Below are 14,603 nucleotides of genomic sequence, written 5' to 3' on the forward strand. Positions count from 1 at the left end.
CGCATGCGTGAATAGCCCCCCATCAGGTGTTGGACCGCCGGGGCCGGCCGCGGCGAGGGTGGGGGGCATGCCCCAGGTCCCCGCCCCCCGCCCGCCCCTGCTCGCCGTCTCCGGTGCCACCCTCGTCGCCGCCGCCCGGCCGGCGGCCCGCCGCACCGCGCCGCCCGGCCCGTACGCGCGGCTCTTCGCCGTTTCCGGCACCCGTGCCTTCACGCTGTGGGGGCTGCTCGCCCGGTTGCCGGCGGGCATGAACGGCGTCGCCGCCGTGCTGATGATCACCGCCGCGCGCGGCTCGTACGCCCTCGCCGGCGCCGTCACCGCCACCGGCCTCGCCGCGACCGCCGTCGTCGCGCCGTGGACCGCGCGGCTCGTCGACCGGTACGGGCAGGGCCGCGTCGCCGTGCCCGCCGCGCTCGTCGCCGCGCTCGGGTCGCTCGCCCTGGTGGCGTGCGTACGGTACGGCGCGCCGGCGTGGGCGCTGTGCGCCGCGTACGCCGCCACCGCGACCGCGCCCAACACCGGCGGGATGGCGCGGGCCCGCTGGGCCCACCTGTTCCGCGACGACCCCGCCGCCCGGCACACCGCGAACGCCTTCGAGCAGGCCGCCGACGAGGTGTGCTTCATGCTCGGCCCGGTGCTCGCCGCCTTCCTCTGCACCACGCTCGCCCCCGAGGCCGGCACGCTCACCGGTACCGCCCTGTTCGTGGCCGGCACCGTCCTCTTCGCCACCCGGCGCCGCACCGAGCCCCCCGTGGCGCCCGCCCCCGCCGACCGGCGCTCGCCGCTCCGGGACAACCCCCGCCTGGCCCTGCTGCTGGCCGTCTTCCTCGGCACCGGCGCCCTCTTCGGCTCCCTGGAGGTGGTGACCGTGGGCTTCGCCGACGCCCAGGGGCACCGGGGCCTGGCCGGGGCGGTGCTCGGGCTCCAGGCGGCGGGGTCCTGCGCCGCCGGGCTGGTGTACGGGCGGGTACGGCCCGCCGGGCCGGCCGGCGCCCGGTTCCGGCGCTGCCTGGCCGCGATGGCCGCTCTGGCGCCCCTGCCGCTGCTCGCCGCGCACACCGGCGGCCTGCCCGCCCTGGCCGGCGCGCTCCTGGTGGCCGGCATGGCCACCGCGCCCACCATGGTCACCGGCATGGGCCTGGTCCAGGCCGCCACACCCCCCGGCCGGCTCAACGAGGGCATGACCCTCGCGGTGACCGCCCTGCTCGGCGGCATCGCCGCGGGCTCGGCGGCCGGCGGCTGGACCGTGCAGCACCTGGGCGCGCCCGCCGGCTACGCCGTTCCCGCGGCGGCCGCCGCGCTGGCCCTCCTGACCGCCGTGGCCGGCCGGGCCGGGGACGGGCCCCGCCCCCGGGGCCGGGGCGGCGGCCACCCGGTGCGGGGCCCCGGTCGAACGGCGGGCCGACAGGAGATATCTTGATGTCGAGCAATGTTACAGACGTGAAGCGGAGCACACCGGTGACTGACTCGACCATCATCTACACACACACCGACGAGGCCCCGGCCCTGGCGACGTACTCGTTCCTGCCCGTGGTCCAGGCGTACGCCGGGGCCGCCGGGGTCAAGGTCGAAACCCGCGACATCTCCCTCGCGGGGCGGATCATCGCCGCTTTCCCCGAGTACCTCGCCGAGGACCAGCGCATCGACGACGCCCTCGCGGAGCTCGGCCGGCTGGCCAAGACCCCCGAGGCCAACATCATCAAGCTGCCGAACATCTCGGCCTCGATCCCGCAGCTGAAGGCCGCGGTCGCCGAGCTCCAGGGCCAGGGCTACGCGCTGCCGGACTACCCGGACGACCCGAAGAGCGACGAGGAGCGCGAGATCCGCGCCCGCTACGACAAGATCAAGGGTTCCGCCGTGAACCCGGTCCTGCGTGAGGGCAACTCGGACCGCCGCGCCCCCGCCTCGGTGAAGAACTACGCCAAGACCCACCCGCACCGCATGGGCGCCTGGTCGGCCGACTCGAAGACCAACGTCGCCACCATGGGCGAGAACGACTTCCGCTCCACCGAGAAGTCCGTGGTGATCGAGCGGGACGGCGCGCTGCGCATCGAGCTCGTCGGCGACGACGGCTCCACCACCGTGCTGCGCGAGTCCGTGCCGGTCCTCGCCGGCGAGGTCGTCGACGCGTCGGTGATGCGCGTCGCCGCGCTGCGCGAGTTCCTCGCCGCGCAGGTCGCCCGTGCCAAGGCCGAGGGCGTGCTGTTCTCCGTGCACCTCAAGGCCACGATGATGAAGGTCTCCGACCCGATCGTCTTCGGTCACGTCGTGCGCGCCTTCTTCCCGAAGACGTTCGCCAAGTACGGCGAGGTGCTGGCCTCGGCCGGCCTGACCCCGAACGACGGCCTCGGCGGCATCTTCAAGGGCCTGGAGGCCCTGCCCGAGGGCGCCGAGATCAAGGCGTCCTTCGACGCCGAGCTCGCCGAGGGCCCCGAGCTGGCGATGGTCGACTCCGACAAGGGCATCACCAACCTGCACGTGCCGTCCGACGTCATCGTCGACGCCTCCATGCCGGCCATGATCCGCACCTCCGGCCACATGTGGGGCCCGGACGGCCAGGAGCACGACACCCTCGCCGTCCTCCCGGACAGCAGCTACGCGGGCGTCTACCAGGCCGTCATCGAGGACTGCCGCGCCCACGGCGCCTACGACCCGGCCACCATGGGCTCCGTCCCGAACGTCGGCCTGATGGCGCAGAAGGCCGAGGAGTACGGCAGCCACGACAAGACCTTCGAGGTCCCGGTCACCGGCACCGTCCGCCTGGTCGACGAGGCCGGCAACGCCGTCCTGGAGCAGGCCGTCTCCGCCGGCGACATCTTCCGCGCCTGCCAGACCAAGGACGCCCCGATCAAGGACTGGGTGAAGCTGGCCGTCACCCGGGCCCGCGCCACCGGCGACCCGGCCGTGTTCTGGCTGGACGAGACCCGCGCCCACGACGCGCAGCTCATCGAGAAGGTCAAGGCATACCTGCCGGAGCACGACACCGAGGGCCTGGACATCCGCATCCTGGCCCCCGTCGAGGCGACCAAGCTGTCCGTCGAGCGCATCCGTCGGGGCGAGAACACCATCTCCGTCACCGGCAACGTGCTCCGCGACTACCTGACCGACCTCTTCCCCATCCTGGAGCTGGGCACCAGCGCCAAGATGCTGTCGGTCGTCCCGCTGATGGCGGGCGGCGGCCTCTTCGAGACGGGCGCCGGCGGCTCCGCGCCGAAGCACGTCCAGCAGCTGGTCAAGGAGAACTACCTGCGCTGGGACTCCCTCGGTGAGTTCTTCGCCCTGGTGCCCTCGCTGGAGCAGTACGCGAAGACCACCGGCAACGCCCGCGCCCAGGTCCTCGCCGACACCCTGGACCGCGCCACCGCCACGTTCCTCAACGAGGACAAGTCGCCCAGCCGCCGCCTCGGTGGCATCGACAACCGCGGCAGCCACTTCTACCTGGCCCTGTACTGGGCGCAGGAGCTGGCCGGCCAGACGGCGGACGCCGAGCTGGCCGAGGCGTTCGGCCCGCTGGCCAAGACGCTGGCCGAGCAGGAGCGGACCATCGTCGACGAGCTGATCGCCGTCCAGGGGCAGCCGGCCGACATCGGCGGCTACTACCACCCCGACGTCACCAAGGCCGCGGCCGTCATGCGTCCGTCGGCCACGCTGAACCAGGCGCTGGCCACCCTGGCCTGACGCCTCGCCCGACCGGGCGTACAGACGGGTGTGCCCCGGCCGGCGGTTGCCGGCCGGGGCACACCCGTGCCTGTGGGGGGTGTCAGCTGGTGGCGCTGCCCAGCCCGATGACGCTCGCGAAGAAGATGAAGAGCACCAGCGGGATCAGCACCGTGGCGACGATGCCGCAGATCAGGCCGCCGGTCGCGGCGCCCTTGTTCGTGGCCTCGCCGCGGTTGGCCTTGCCGCGGCCCAGCGCGCCGAAGATGATCGCGAGGATGCCGAGGATGACGCCGACGAACCAGAAGATCAGCGTGAAGTCCAGGACCACGCCGATGATGCCGCAGACCAGGCCCGCGGTGCCGAGGCCGTTGCTCGGCTGCATGCCCATGGCGTAGCCGGGGGCGGCGGGGTAGCCCGGTGCCGCGTACGGCTGCTGGACGGGGGGAGCGGCCGGATAGGCGGGGCCGGCGCTCGGGTAGCCGTACCCCGGCTGCGGGGGCGCCTGCGGCGGCTGCGGCGGTGGGGCGGGCTGCCCCGAGCCGTACGGATTCTGGTAGTAGTCGGACATTCCGAACATCCCCTCCTGTGGCATGTGCCGGGCAATCCTATGGGTACGGATCACGCCACGGCAGCCGGGTTGTCCGCCGGACCCCGGGGCGCGGTGGAGGGGAGGGCCGCGCCCGGGGCGGGCTCAGGCGCGGACGAGCTCCGACCTGAGCACGACCGCGGCGCTGTGGTCGCGGTCCTTCGTGGCGGTCAGCAGGGTCAGCGGCCCGTGCCGGGCCTCCTCCTGGAGGTGCCGCAGGGCCTCGGAGTGCCGGGCGTCGTGCAGTTCGGCGCGGTAGCGGCGGTCGAACTCCTCGAACTTCACGGGGTCGTGCCCGTACCACTCGCGCAGCTCCGTCGAGGGCGCGACGTCCTTGCACCACTCGTCGAGACGGGCCTCGTCCTTGGCCACGCCGCGGGGCCAGATCCGGTCGACCAGCACACGGCGGCCGTCACCCTGGGTGGCGGGCTCGTAGATCCTGCGGACGTGGACGCGTCGTCCCTGAGCCATCTCTTTTCGCCTCCTCCCGTCCACGCTACCGCGCGGCGACGGCGCCTGCCGTGCGGGCGCGGGCGGCGTCGTAACGGCGCAGCACCAGGCGCGCCACCGCCTCGTGCGCGCCCAGCGGAGCGGACACGAGCGCATTGCCGGGGCCCGCCGCCGCGGCCGCGCGCCGGGCGAAGTCGCCGGGCGCCAGCAGGTACGGAGCGACCGCGACCGGCCCGTGGCCCTGCTGCCGCAGCGCGGCCACCGCCTCGGCCGGGCTTGGCGAGCCGCCGAGGAACGCCGGCACCACCGGCCGTCCCAGGTGGCCTGCCAGCTGCGCGGCGGCCGTCGCCACCGCGGTCCGCGCACCCGGCTCGCGCGAGGCCGCCGCGGCCAGCACCACCGCGCCCCGCCCGGCCCAGCCCGCTTCCCGCAACCGGTCCGCCAGGGCGCCGGCCAGCAACGGGTCGGGGCCCAGGGGAGCGGCGGTACGGATCAGGGGCCGCCGCCCGGCGCGCCGCACGGCCGCCGGGATATCCGTCCGCACGTGGTAGCCGGGCCCGAGCAGCAGCGGCACCACCACGGCCGGCCCCGTCACGTGCTCCAGCACCTCGTCCAGCCCGGGCAGCGCGGGTCCCACGAAGCCGCACACGACCGGTGTCCCGGGCCGCAGGGCCCGCACGCGGTCCAGCACCTGCGCGACGGTCCGCAGCCCGGCGGGGTCCCGGGTGCCGTGGGCGACGGCCACGAGGACGGGCGGGGCGGACCCGGCGGCCCCCGGGCCGGCGAACGGGCTCATCGCGCCCCCGCCAGGCAGTAACCCCGCTTCGGCACCGTGCGGACGAGCGCCGCGCGGGGGCCCAGGGACTTGCGGAGGCGGGCCACGGTCACCTCGACCGCGTGGCCGTCGCCGCGGCCGTCCGGCCAGGCGCGGTGCAGGAGTTCCGTACGGCTCAGCACCCGGCCGGCCGCCTCGGCCAGGGTCCGCAGGACGGCCGCCTGGAGCGGGGGCAGCCACACCGGGGCGTCCTCGCCCAGCAACGCGTTGCCCTGGAGCACCACCGGGCCCAGGTCGCGGCGGGCGTGCTGCGGCAGGACGTGTTCCAGGGCCCGGACGAGCGAGCCGAGGCGGCCCCGCTCGGGCACGTGCGCCGGGACGCCCGCCTCCCGCAGCGGCTGCGCGCACAGCGTGCCGACGCAGAACGCCGGGACGTCCCGGCGCAGCGCGGCCAGCAGCCGTTCGCGCAGGCCGGCCGAGGCCGCCGCCTCCAGCAGCGCCACCGCCGCGGGTGCGCTGGTGAAGGTCACGGCGTGCACCTCGCGCCGCACCGCGCCCTCCACGAGGCGGCGCAGCGCGGCGGGGTCCTCGGGCGGGCCCCAGCGGTAGACGGGTACCTCGATCACCTCCGCGCCCCGCTCGCGCAGTGCCGCGCCGACGTGTTCCAGGGGTGCCCCGTGCTCCTGCACCGCCACCCGGCGGCCGCGCAGGTCGCGGGCGAGCAGCCAGGCCAGCAGCTCCTGGCTGGCCTCGGTGGAGGGGGAGAACGCCTCGGCGAGGCCGCTGGCGCGGACCGCGCCGGTGGCCTTGGGGCCGCGGCTGACGACGGTGGCCGTGCGGCACGCGCGCAGCAACGGCTCGGCCAGGCCCCAGCCCTCGGCCGCGCTCATCCAGCCGCGCCAGCCCACGCCCGTGGTGGCGATGACGTAGTCGGGCGGTGTGGCGGCGCAGCGTTCCGTGGCGTGCCGCAGCGCGGTGTCGTCGCCGAGCGGCACCATGCGCAGCGCGGGCGCCTCCAGCACACGCGCCCCACGGCGCGTCAGCAGTGCCACCAGTTCCTCGCGGCGGCGCGCGGCCGTCACCCCGACGGTGAAGCCGGTCAGCGGACCCACCGTGCCGTGCCGTTCGTCGTGGGTCGTCGGCCGGGTCGTCCCGGTCCTGCTCGTCGTGCCCATGGAGGCAGGCTCCCGCCGTCTTGTTACCGGCTGGTTGCGTTCAGGTGAGGTCCCGGTCAGCGCTGCCGCCCCCGTGTTACGGCCGGGTGCACCGCGCCTCACCGCGGAGCTGCGGCGCGGTGAGGAATCCGTACCGCCGCCGCAACGAGAAGGAACCGGTGCCGTAACGGCTTCGGCCCAGGCTCACTGCCATGACACCGACCGACACCCACTGCCCCTACTGCGCACTGCAGTGCGGCATGCGACTGCACCCCGCGGCGGCCCCGCGGGACCCGGGCGCGCCCCCGGTGGAGGTCGGTGAACGACCGGACTTCCCCGTCAACCACGGGGCGCTGTGCGGCAAGGGCCGCACCGCCGCCGCGGTCCTCTCCCGCGCCGCCCGCCTGACCGCGCCCCTGGTCCGCGACCGGGCCGGCGGGTCCCTGCGCGAGGCGTCGTGGGACGAGGCCCTGGACCGGGTGGCCGACGGGCTGCGGCGGACCGCCGCCCGGCACGGGGCCGCCGCGGCCGGCGTCTTCGGCGGCGGCGGGCTCACCAATGAAAAAGCGTATCTGCTGGGCAAGTTCGCCCGCGTGGTGCTGCGCACCCCCAACATCGACTACAACGGCCGCTTCTGTATGTCCTCCGCGGCCGCCGCGCACCGCGCCGCCTTCGGCCTCGACCGCGGCCTGCCGTTCCCGCTGGAGGACGTCGCCGGCACCGGCTGCGTCCTCCTCGCCGGCGCCAATCCCGCCGAGACCATGCCGCCCGCCCTGCGGTACTTCACCCGCCTGCGGGAGAACGGCGGCCGGCTGATCGTCGTCGACCCCCGGCGCACCCGCACCGCCGCCCAGGCCGACCTGCACCTGCGGCCCCTGCCCGGCACCGACCTCGCCCTGGCCCGCGGCCTGCTCCACCTGATGATCACCGAGGGGTACCTGGACGAGGAGTTCATCGCCGCCCGCACCACCGGCTTCGCCGGCGCCCGCGCCGCCGCCATGGCCCACTGGCCCGAGCGCGTCGAGCAGATCACCGGCGTGCCCGTAACCCAACTCCACGCCGCAGCCCGCCTGTTCGGCGCGGCCGCCACCGGCATGGTGCTCACCGCACGCGGCAGCGAACAGCACAGCAAGGGCACCGACACCGTGCGCGCCTGGATCGACCTCTGCCTGGCCACCGGCAAGGCCGGCCGCCCCGGCAGCGGTTACGGCTGCCTCACCGGCCAGGGCAACGGGCAGGGCGGGCGCGAGCACGGCCAGAAGGCCGACCAGCTGCCCGGCTACCGCTCCCTGACCGACCCCGCGGCCCGCGCCCACGTGGCCGGCGTCTGGGGCGTGGACCCCGCGACGCTGCCCGGCCCCGGCCTGTCCGCGTACGAGATGCTCGACACCGCCGGCACCCCGGGCGGCGTCCGGGCCCTGCTGGTCATGGGCTCCAACCCGGTGGTGTCCGCGCCCCGCGCCGCCCACGTCACCCGCCGGCTGCGCGCCCTGGACTTCCTCGCCGTCGGCGACGTCGTGCTGTCCGAGACCGCCGAACTGGCCGACGTCGTCCTGCCCGCCGCCCAGTGGGCCGAGGAGACCGGCACCACCACCAACCTGGAGGGCCGCGTCATCCTCCGGCAGGCCGCCGTCGAACCACCCCCCGGCGTCCGCACCGACCTGCAGGTCCTCGCCGGCCTCGCCGCACGCCTCGGCACCACCGACGGCTTCCCCACCGCACCCGAGGCCGTCTTCGACGAACTGCGGCGGGCCTCGGCCGGCGGGCCCGCCGACTACGCGGGCATCGACTACGCCCGCATCCGGGCCGAGGCCGGAGTGTTCTGGCCCTGCCCCGGCCCGGACCACCCCGGCACGCCCCGCCTCTTCCTCGACCGCTTCGCCACCCCCGACGGGCGGGCCCGCTTCTCCACCGCCGGCCACCGCCCCGAGGCCGAACCGCCCGACGCGCGCCACCCGTTGCACCTCACCACCGGCCGCGTCACCGCCCAGTACCAGAGCGGCGCCCAGACCCGCCGCGTCACCGAGCTCAACGCCGCCGCCCCCGGCCCCTTCGTCGAGCTCCACCCCCACCTCGCCGAACGCCTCGGCATCACCGAGGGCGAGGTCGTGGCCGTCACCAGCCGCCGCGGCCGCGCCCTCGCCCCCGCCCGCATCACCACCACCATCCGGCCCGACACCGTCTTCATGCCCTTCCACTGGGCCGGCGACGGCCGCGCCAACACCCTCACCAACCCGGCCCTCGACCCCGTCTCGAAGATGCCCGAGTTCAAGGTCTGCGCCGTCCGCGTGGAGAAGCTGCCCGGCGGCGGTGCGCCGTGACCCGCCCCCACCGCATCGCGGTCGCCGGAGCCGGCATGGCTGCCGCCCGCCTCGCCCAACAGCTCCGCGACCGCACGCCCCCGGACGCCGCCGAGGTCACCCTCTACGGCGCCGAACCCCACCCCCCGTACAACCGCGCCCTGCTCACCGCCGCCGTGATCGGGCGCCACGACCCGGAGACGCTCGGCCTGCCGTACGGCGACGGCACCGTCCTGCGCACAGGCACCCGGGTCGCCGCCGTCGACCCGGCCGCCCGCGTCCTGCGGCTGTCCGACGGCACCACCGCCCCGTACGACACGCTGGTCCTCGCCACCGGCGCCGCCCCCGTCCTGCCGTACGAACTGCGCGGCCCCCGCCCGGCCCGGGTGCACCTGCTGCGCACGCTCGCCGACGCCCGCGCCCTCGCCCGCGACGCGCGGGACAGCGCACGGGCCGTGGTCGTCGGCGGGGGAGTGCTCGGCGTCAGCACGGCCCACGCCCTCGCCGGGCTCGGCACCCGCACCGACCTCGTCCACGCCGGGCCCCACCTGATGCACCGCCACCTCGACGCCGGGTCCGCCGCCGACCTGCACCGCCTCCTGGCCGGGCTCGGCATCACCGCCCGCACCGGCACCCGCCCCACCGGCCTGCACGGCAGCCCCGCCGTCACCGCCGTCACCCTCGCCGACGGCGACAAACTCGAGGCCGACCTCGTCGTCCTGGCCTGCGGCGTCCGCCCCCGCACCGGCCTGGCCCGCGCCGCCGGGCTGCGCGTGGCCCGCGGCGTCGTCGTCGACGACCGCCTCACCACCTCCGACCCCCACGTGCACGCCGTCGGCGACTGCGCCGAACACCGCGGCACCCTCCACGGCCTGGCCGGACCCGCCTGGGACCAGGCCGACGTCCTCGCCGCCCGGCTCGCCGACCACGTCACCGGTGTCCCGCCGCGCGCCCGCCACACCGGGTCCCGCCCCGTGCTCCGGCTCGCCGCCGACGGCCTGCACCTGGCCGCCTTCGGCGACCCCGCGGCCCCCGCCGGCCACGACGTCCTGCGGCTGGCCGACGCCCGCCGCGGCACCTCCACCCGCCTCGTCCTGCACGGTGACCGGCTCACCGGAGGCGTCCTCCTGGGCGACACCGGTACCGCCGGCGACCTCCTCACCCTCTGGCGGCGCGCCGACCCCCTCCCCGGCGACCCCGCCCGCCTGCTCGTCCCCGAAGGAGCCCCCACGTGACGACCACGTCGCCGACCACGCCGCCCCCCGGAACCGCCGCCGCGCCGCGCCGCCTGGTCCTCGTCGGCCACGGCATGGCCGGCCAGCGCTTCCTGGAGGCCCTGTACGCGCACGAGGACGCCGGCCGGCAGTGGCACACCACCGTCCTCGCCGCCGAACCCCGCCCCGCCTACGACCGGGTCCACCTCACCGCCACCTTCAGCGGCACCAGCGCCGAGGACCTGTCCCTCTGCCCGCCCGGCTTCCTCGACCGGCACGGCATCGACCTGCGGCTCGGCGACCCCGCCACGGCCGTGGACCGCGCGGCCCGCACCGTCACCACCGGGGCCGGCCACCGGGTGCCCTACGACGTGCTGGTCCTGGCCACCGGCTCGTACCCCTTCGTGCCGCCCGTCCCCGGCCACGACGCGGACGGCTGCCACGTCTACCGCACCATCGAGGACGTCGACGCCATCCGCGCCCGCGCCGCCCGGGCCACCACCGGCGCCGTCATCGGCGGCGGCCTCCTCGGCCTGGAGGCCGCCGGCGCCCTGCGCGCCATGGGCCTGCCCACCCACGTCGTCGAGTTCGCGCCCCGCCTGATGGCCGTGCAGGTCGACGACGCCGGCGGCGCCCTGCTCCGCCGCAAGATCGAGGAACTCGGCGTCACCGTCCACACCGGCGCCGGCGCCCAGGCCGTCGAGACCAACCCCGACGGAAGCGTCCGCGCGCTGCGACTGTCCGACGGCACCACCGTCGAGGCCGACCTCGTCGTCTTCTCCGCCGGCGTCCGCCCCGAGGACCGCCTCGCCCGCGCCTGCGGCCTGCCGGTCGGCGAGCGCGGCGGCATCGTCGTCGACGCCCGCTGCCGCACCGCCGACCCGCACGTCCTGGCCATCGGCGAATGCGCCCGCGCCGCCGACGGCACCGTCTACGGACTCGTCGCCCCCGCCTACGCCATGGCCGACACCGCGGCCCGCGAACTCCTCGGCCTGGACGGCGAGTTCACCGGCGCCGACACCTCCACCAAGCTCAAGCTGCTCGGCGTGGACGTGGCCTCCTTCGGCGACGCCCACGGCACCACCGAGGGCGCCCTCGACGTCGTCTACGCCGACAGCCGCGCCGGCGTCTACAAGAAGCTCGTCGTCGGCGCCGACGGCACCCTCCTCGGCGGCGTCCTCGTCGGCGACACCGACGCCTACGCCACCCTGCGCCCCCTCGCCGCCGCCCGCGCCCCTCTGCCCGGCCCCGCCGAACGCCTCCTGCTGCCCGCCGGCGACGGCGACACCGGCACCGCCGTGGGCCCCGCCGCCCTCCCCGACGAGGCCATCGTCTGCTCCTGCCACAATGTCACCAAGGGCACCATCCGCACCGCCGTCACCGAGGGCGGCTGCCACTCCGTGCCCGCCGTCAAGAAGTGCACCAGGGCCGGGACCGGCTGCGGCAGCTGCGAGAAACTCCTCGGCACCCTCGTCACCGGCGAACTCGCCGCCGCCGGCGTCGAGACCACCCGCGGCCTGTGCGAGCACTTCACCCACACCCGCGCCGAGCTCTACGAGATCGTCCTGGTCAAGGGCATCACCACCTTCGCGGAGCTCGTCGCCGAACACGGCACCGGACAGGGCTGCGCCGTCTGCAAACCCGTCGTCGCCTCCATCCTCGCCGGCCTCGGCGACACCCCCCACGTCCTCGACGGCGAACAGGCCGCCCTCCAGGACACCAACGACCACTTCCTCGCCAACCTCCAGCGCAACGGCTCCTACTCCGTCGTCCCCCGCGTCCCCGGCGGCGAGATCACCGCCGAGGGCCTCATCACCATCGGCGCCGTCGCCCGCGACTTCGGCCTCTACACGAAGATCACCGGCGGCCAGCGCATCGACCTCCTCGGCGCCACCGTCGACCAGCTCCCCGCCATCTGGCGCCGCCTCGTCGACGCCGGCTTCGAGTCCGGCCACGCCTACGGCAAGGCCCTGCGCACCGTGAAGTCCTGCGTGGGCCGGACCTGGTGCCGCTACGGCGTGCAGGACTCCGTCGCCCTCGCCGTCGAACTCGAACTCCGCTACCGCGGCCTGCGCGCCCCCCACAAGATCAAGGCGGCGGTCTCCGGCTGCGCCCGCGAGTGCGCCGAGGCCCAGAGCAAGGACTTCGGCGTCATCGCCACCGCCGAGGGCTGGAACCTCTACGTCGGCGGCAACGGCGGCATGCACCCCCGCCACGCCGACCTGCTGCTCACCGACGCCGACCACGACACGCTCGTCCGCACCATCGACCGGTTCCTCATGTTCTACATCCGCACCGCCGACCGCCTGGAGCGCACCGCGCCCTGGCTCGAACGACTCGAAGGGGGCCTGGACCACCTGCGCGCCGTCGTCGTCGACGACAGCCTCGGCATCGCCGCCGACCTCGATGCCCAGATGGCCCGGCACATCGACGGCTACCAGGACGAGTGGGCCGCCACCCTCGCCGACCCCGACCGCCTCCGCCGCTTCGTCTCCTTCGTCAACGCCCCCGGCACCCCCGACCCGTCGGTGCGCTTCGTGCCCGAACGCGGGCAGATCCGCCCCGCCCGCCCCGACGAGACGGCCGGCCGGCAGCCCGCCACGCCCGCGCCCCCGTACACCCTCACCCCCACCCGTACCCGCACCCGTGAGGTGGCCGCACGATGACCGACACCGCCCTGCCACCCGTCACCGCCGCCCCCCACCCCCACCCGGACGCCGTCGTCGAGATCGGCGACGGCACCCGCTGGACCGCCGTCTGCCGCTACGGCGACCTCACCCCCGGACGCGGCGTCACCGCCCTCGTCGACGGTGACCAGGTCGCCCTCTTCCGCGACGACACCGGGGCCCTCCACGCCGTCGACAACCGCGACCCGTTCAGCGGCGCCTGCGTCATCTCCCGCGGCCTGACCGGCAGCCGCGAGGGCGTGCCCACCGTCACCTCGCCCATGTACAAGCAGACGTACGACCTGCGCACCGGCGCCTGCCTCGACGAGGACACCGCCCCCGGCGGCGCCCCCGCCGCCCTGCGCACCTGGCCCGTCCGCACCACCGGCCCGGCGGCCCCCCAGCCCGGTCCCCCACCCCCGGAGACCGCCGAGGACCGCCCCCGCACCCGTACGCGTCGGCGCACCCTCGACGAGTGGCGGCCCGAGGACCCCGCCTTCTGGGAGAGCACCGGCGCACGCATTGCACGACGCAACCTCGTCCTGTCCGTCCTCACCGAGCACATCGGTTTCTCGGTGTGGAGCATGTGGTCGGTGCTCGTGCTCTTCCTCGGCCCCGAGTACGGCATCGACCCGGCCGGGAAGTTCACGCTCACCGCCGTGCCCACCGCCCTCGGCGCCCTGCTGCGCGTCCCCTACACCTACGCCGTCGACCGCTTCGGCGGCCGCAACTGGACCGTGTTCTCCGGGCTGCTCCTGCTGCTGCCCACCGCCCTGATGGCCCTGGTCCTGCGGCCCGGCGTCCCCTTCACCACCCTGCTGCTGGTCGCCGCCGTCGCCGGGGTGGGCGGCGGCAACTTCGCCTCCTCCATGGCGAACATCAACGCCTTCTACCCCGAGCGCCTCAAGGGCCGCGCGCTCGGCATCAACGCCGGCGGCGGCAACCTGGGCGTGCCCGCCGTGCAGCTGGTGGGCCTGCTCGTGCTCGCCACCGCCGGTGCGGCGCACCCGCGCCTGCTGCCGCTGTGCTACCTCCCGCTGATCGCGGCCACCGCCGTGCTCGCCGCCCTGCGCATGGACAACCTGCCGCGCGGCCGGCGGCAGCCGAGCGTGCGCGAGATCGCCGGGGACCGCGACACCTGGCTGCTGTCCGTGCTCTACCTGGGCACCTTCGGGTCGTTCATCGGCTTCTCCTTCGCCTTCGGGCAGGTGCTCCAGGTGCAGTTCCACGACACGTTCGACACCCCGGTCAAGGCCGCCGCGCTCACCTTCCTCGGGCCGCTGCTGGGCTCGCTGGCCCGCCCCTTCGGCGGCGCCTGGGCCGACCGGCGCGGCGGCGCCCGGGTCACCCTCACGGTCTTCGCCGCCATGGCCGCGGCCGGCGCGCTCATCCTTGTGGCCGCCCGGCAGGGCCTCGCGGGCGGGTTCCTCGCGGGGTTCGTCGCCCTGTTCGTGCTCAGCGGCCTCGGCAACGGCTCCACGTACCGCATGATCGTCGCCGTCCACCACGCCCGGGCCCGTACGGCAGTACGGGCCGGCGCCGACCCCGCGGCGGCCGAGGCCGGTGCCCGCCGCCGGTCCGCGGCCCTCATCGGCCTGGCCGGCGCGGTGGGTGCGCTGGGCGGCGTCCTGGTGAACATCGCCTTCCGGCAGTCGTTCCTGGCCACGGGCGGCGGCGAACCGGCGTACGCCGCGTTCCTCGCCTTCTACGTCGGCTGTGCGGCCGTCACCTACGGGGTGTACGGGCGGGGCCGGCGTGTCTGAACCTCCCGCGCCGGCCCCGTGGCCGTCCCCGTACC

General features: G+C 75.9%; 10 protein-coding genes and 1 pseudogene. 7 read left to right on the forward strand and 4 right to left on the reverse strand.

Going from position 1 to position 14,603, the window contains the following annotated elements; genetic code table 11:
- Positions 1-67 precede the first annotated feature (67 nt).
- Together IE305_RS03625 and IE305_RS03630 are read left to right on the forward strand one after the other, a co-directional pair.
- A complete protein-coding gene (locus IE305_RS03625) occupies positions 68-1,420 on the forward strand; it encodes an MFS transporter (protein WP_190127865.1) in 1,353 nt (450 codons plus the stop codon).
- A gap of 38 nt (positions 1,421-1,458) precedes the next feature.
- Positions 1,459-3,678: an NADP-dependent isocitrate dehydrogenase gene (locus IE305_RS03630; protein WP_190127866.1), complete on the forward strand. Its 2,220-nt coding sequence runs from the start codon at positions 1,459-1,461 to the stop codon at positions 3,676-3,678.
- Positions 3,679-3,760: 82 nt separating this feature from the next.
- On the opposite strand, the gene IE305_RS03635 is transcribed toward IE305_RS03630, so the two are convergent.
- The 4 genes from IE305_RS03635 to IE305_RS03650 form a co-directional block, all read right to left on the reverse strand.
- Positions 3,761-4,228 (reverse strand): DUF4190 domain-containing protein, encoded by a 468-nt coding sequence (locus IE305_RS03635; RefSeq protein ID WP_190128203.1) that lies wholly within the window; start codon positions 4,226-4,228, stop codon positions 3,761-3,763.
- A gap of 123 nt (positions 4,229-4,351) precedes the next feature.
- On the reverse strand, positions 4,352-4,717 hold the full coding sequence (locus IE305_RS03640; protein ID WP_190127867.1) for a DUF488 domain-containing protein: 366 nt from the start codon (positions 4,715-4,717) through the stop codon (positions 4,352-4,354).
- Between the two features lie 25 nt (positions 4,718-4,742).
- Positions 4,743-5,492 (reverse strand): sirohydrochlorin chelatase, encoded by a 750-nt coding sequence (locus IE305_RS03645; protein WP_190127868.1) that lies wholly within the window; start codon positions 5,490-5,492, stop codon positions 4,743-4,745.
- On the reverse strand, positions 5,489-6,646 hold the full coding sequence (locus IE305_RS03650) for a uroporphyrinogen-III synthase (RefSeq protein WP_190127869.1): 1,158 nt from the start codon (positions 6,644-6,646) through the stop codon (positions 5,489-5,491). The genes IE305_RS03645 and IE305_RS03650 overlap by 4 nt, the downstream gene beginning before the upstream one ends.
- A 191-nt stretch (positions 6,647-6,837) precedes the next feature.
- Here IE305_RS03650 and IE305_RS03655 point away from each other — a divergent pair, with 191 nt between their 5' ends.
- The 5 genes and pseudogenes from IE305_RS03655 (at position 6,838) to IE305_RS03670 (ending at position 14,568) form a co-directional block, all read left to right on the forward strand.
- Positions 6,838-8,946: a molybdopterin oxidoreductase family protein gene (locus IE305_RS03655; RefSeq protein ID WP_190127870.1), complete on the forward strand. Its 2,109-nt coding sequence runs from the start codon at positions 6,838-6,840 to the stop codon at positions 8,944-8,946.
- Complete coding sequence (locus tag IE305_RS03660) at positions 8,943-10,160, forward strand: NAD(P)/FAD-dependent oxidoreductase (RefSeq protein ID WP_190127871.1); 1,218 nt, start codon at positions 8,943-8,945, stop codon at positions 10,158-10,160. The genes IE305_RS03655 and IE305_RS03660 overlap by 4 nt, the downstream gene beginning before the upstream one ends.
- Entirely contained in the window at positions 10,157-12,805 is a 2,649-nt protein-coding gene (nirB, locus tag IE305_RS03665) for a nitrite reductase large subunit NirB (RefSeq protein WP_268255843.1), read from the forward strand. Before IE305_RS03660 ends, nirB begins: the two co-directional genes overlap by 4 nt.
- Positions 12,802-13,179 (forward strand): annotated as a pseudogene (gene nirD, locus IE305_RS32800) (nitrite reductase small subunit NirD); the annotation flags it as partial. The gene nirB and the pseudogene nirD, both read left to right, overlap by 4 nt.
- Positions 13,165-14,568 (forward strand): nitrate/nitrite transporter, encoded by a 1,404-nt coding sequence (locus IE305_RS03670; protein WP_373311519.1) that lies wholly within the window; start codon positions 13,165-13,167, stop codon positions 14,566-14,568. The pseudogene nirD and the gene IE305_RS03670, both read left to right, overlap by 15 nt.
- Positions 14,569-14,603 lie beyond the last annotated feature (35 nt).

This window comes from Streptomyces mashuensis, assembly GCF_014654785.1.
Lineage (GTDB): Bacteria > Actinomycetota > Actinomycetes > Streptomycetales > Streptomycetaceae > Streptomyces > Streptomyces mashuensis.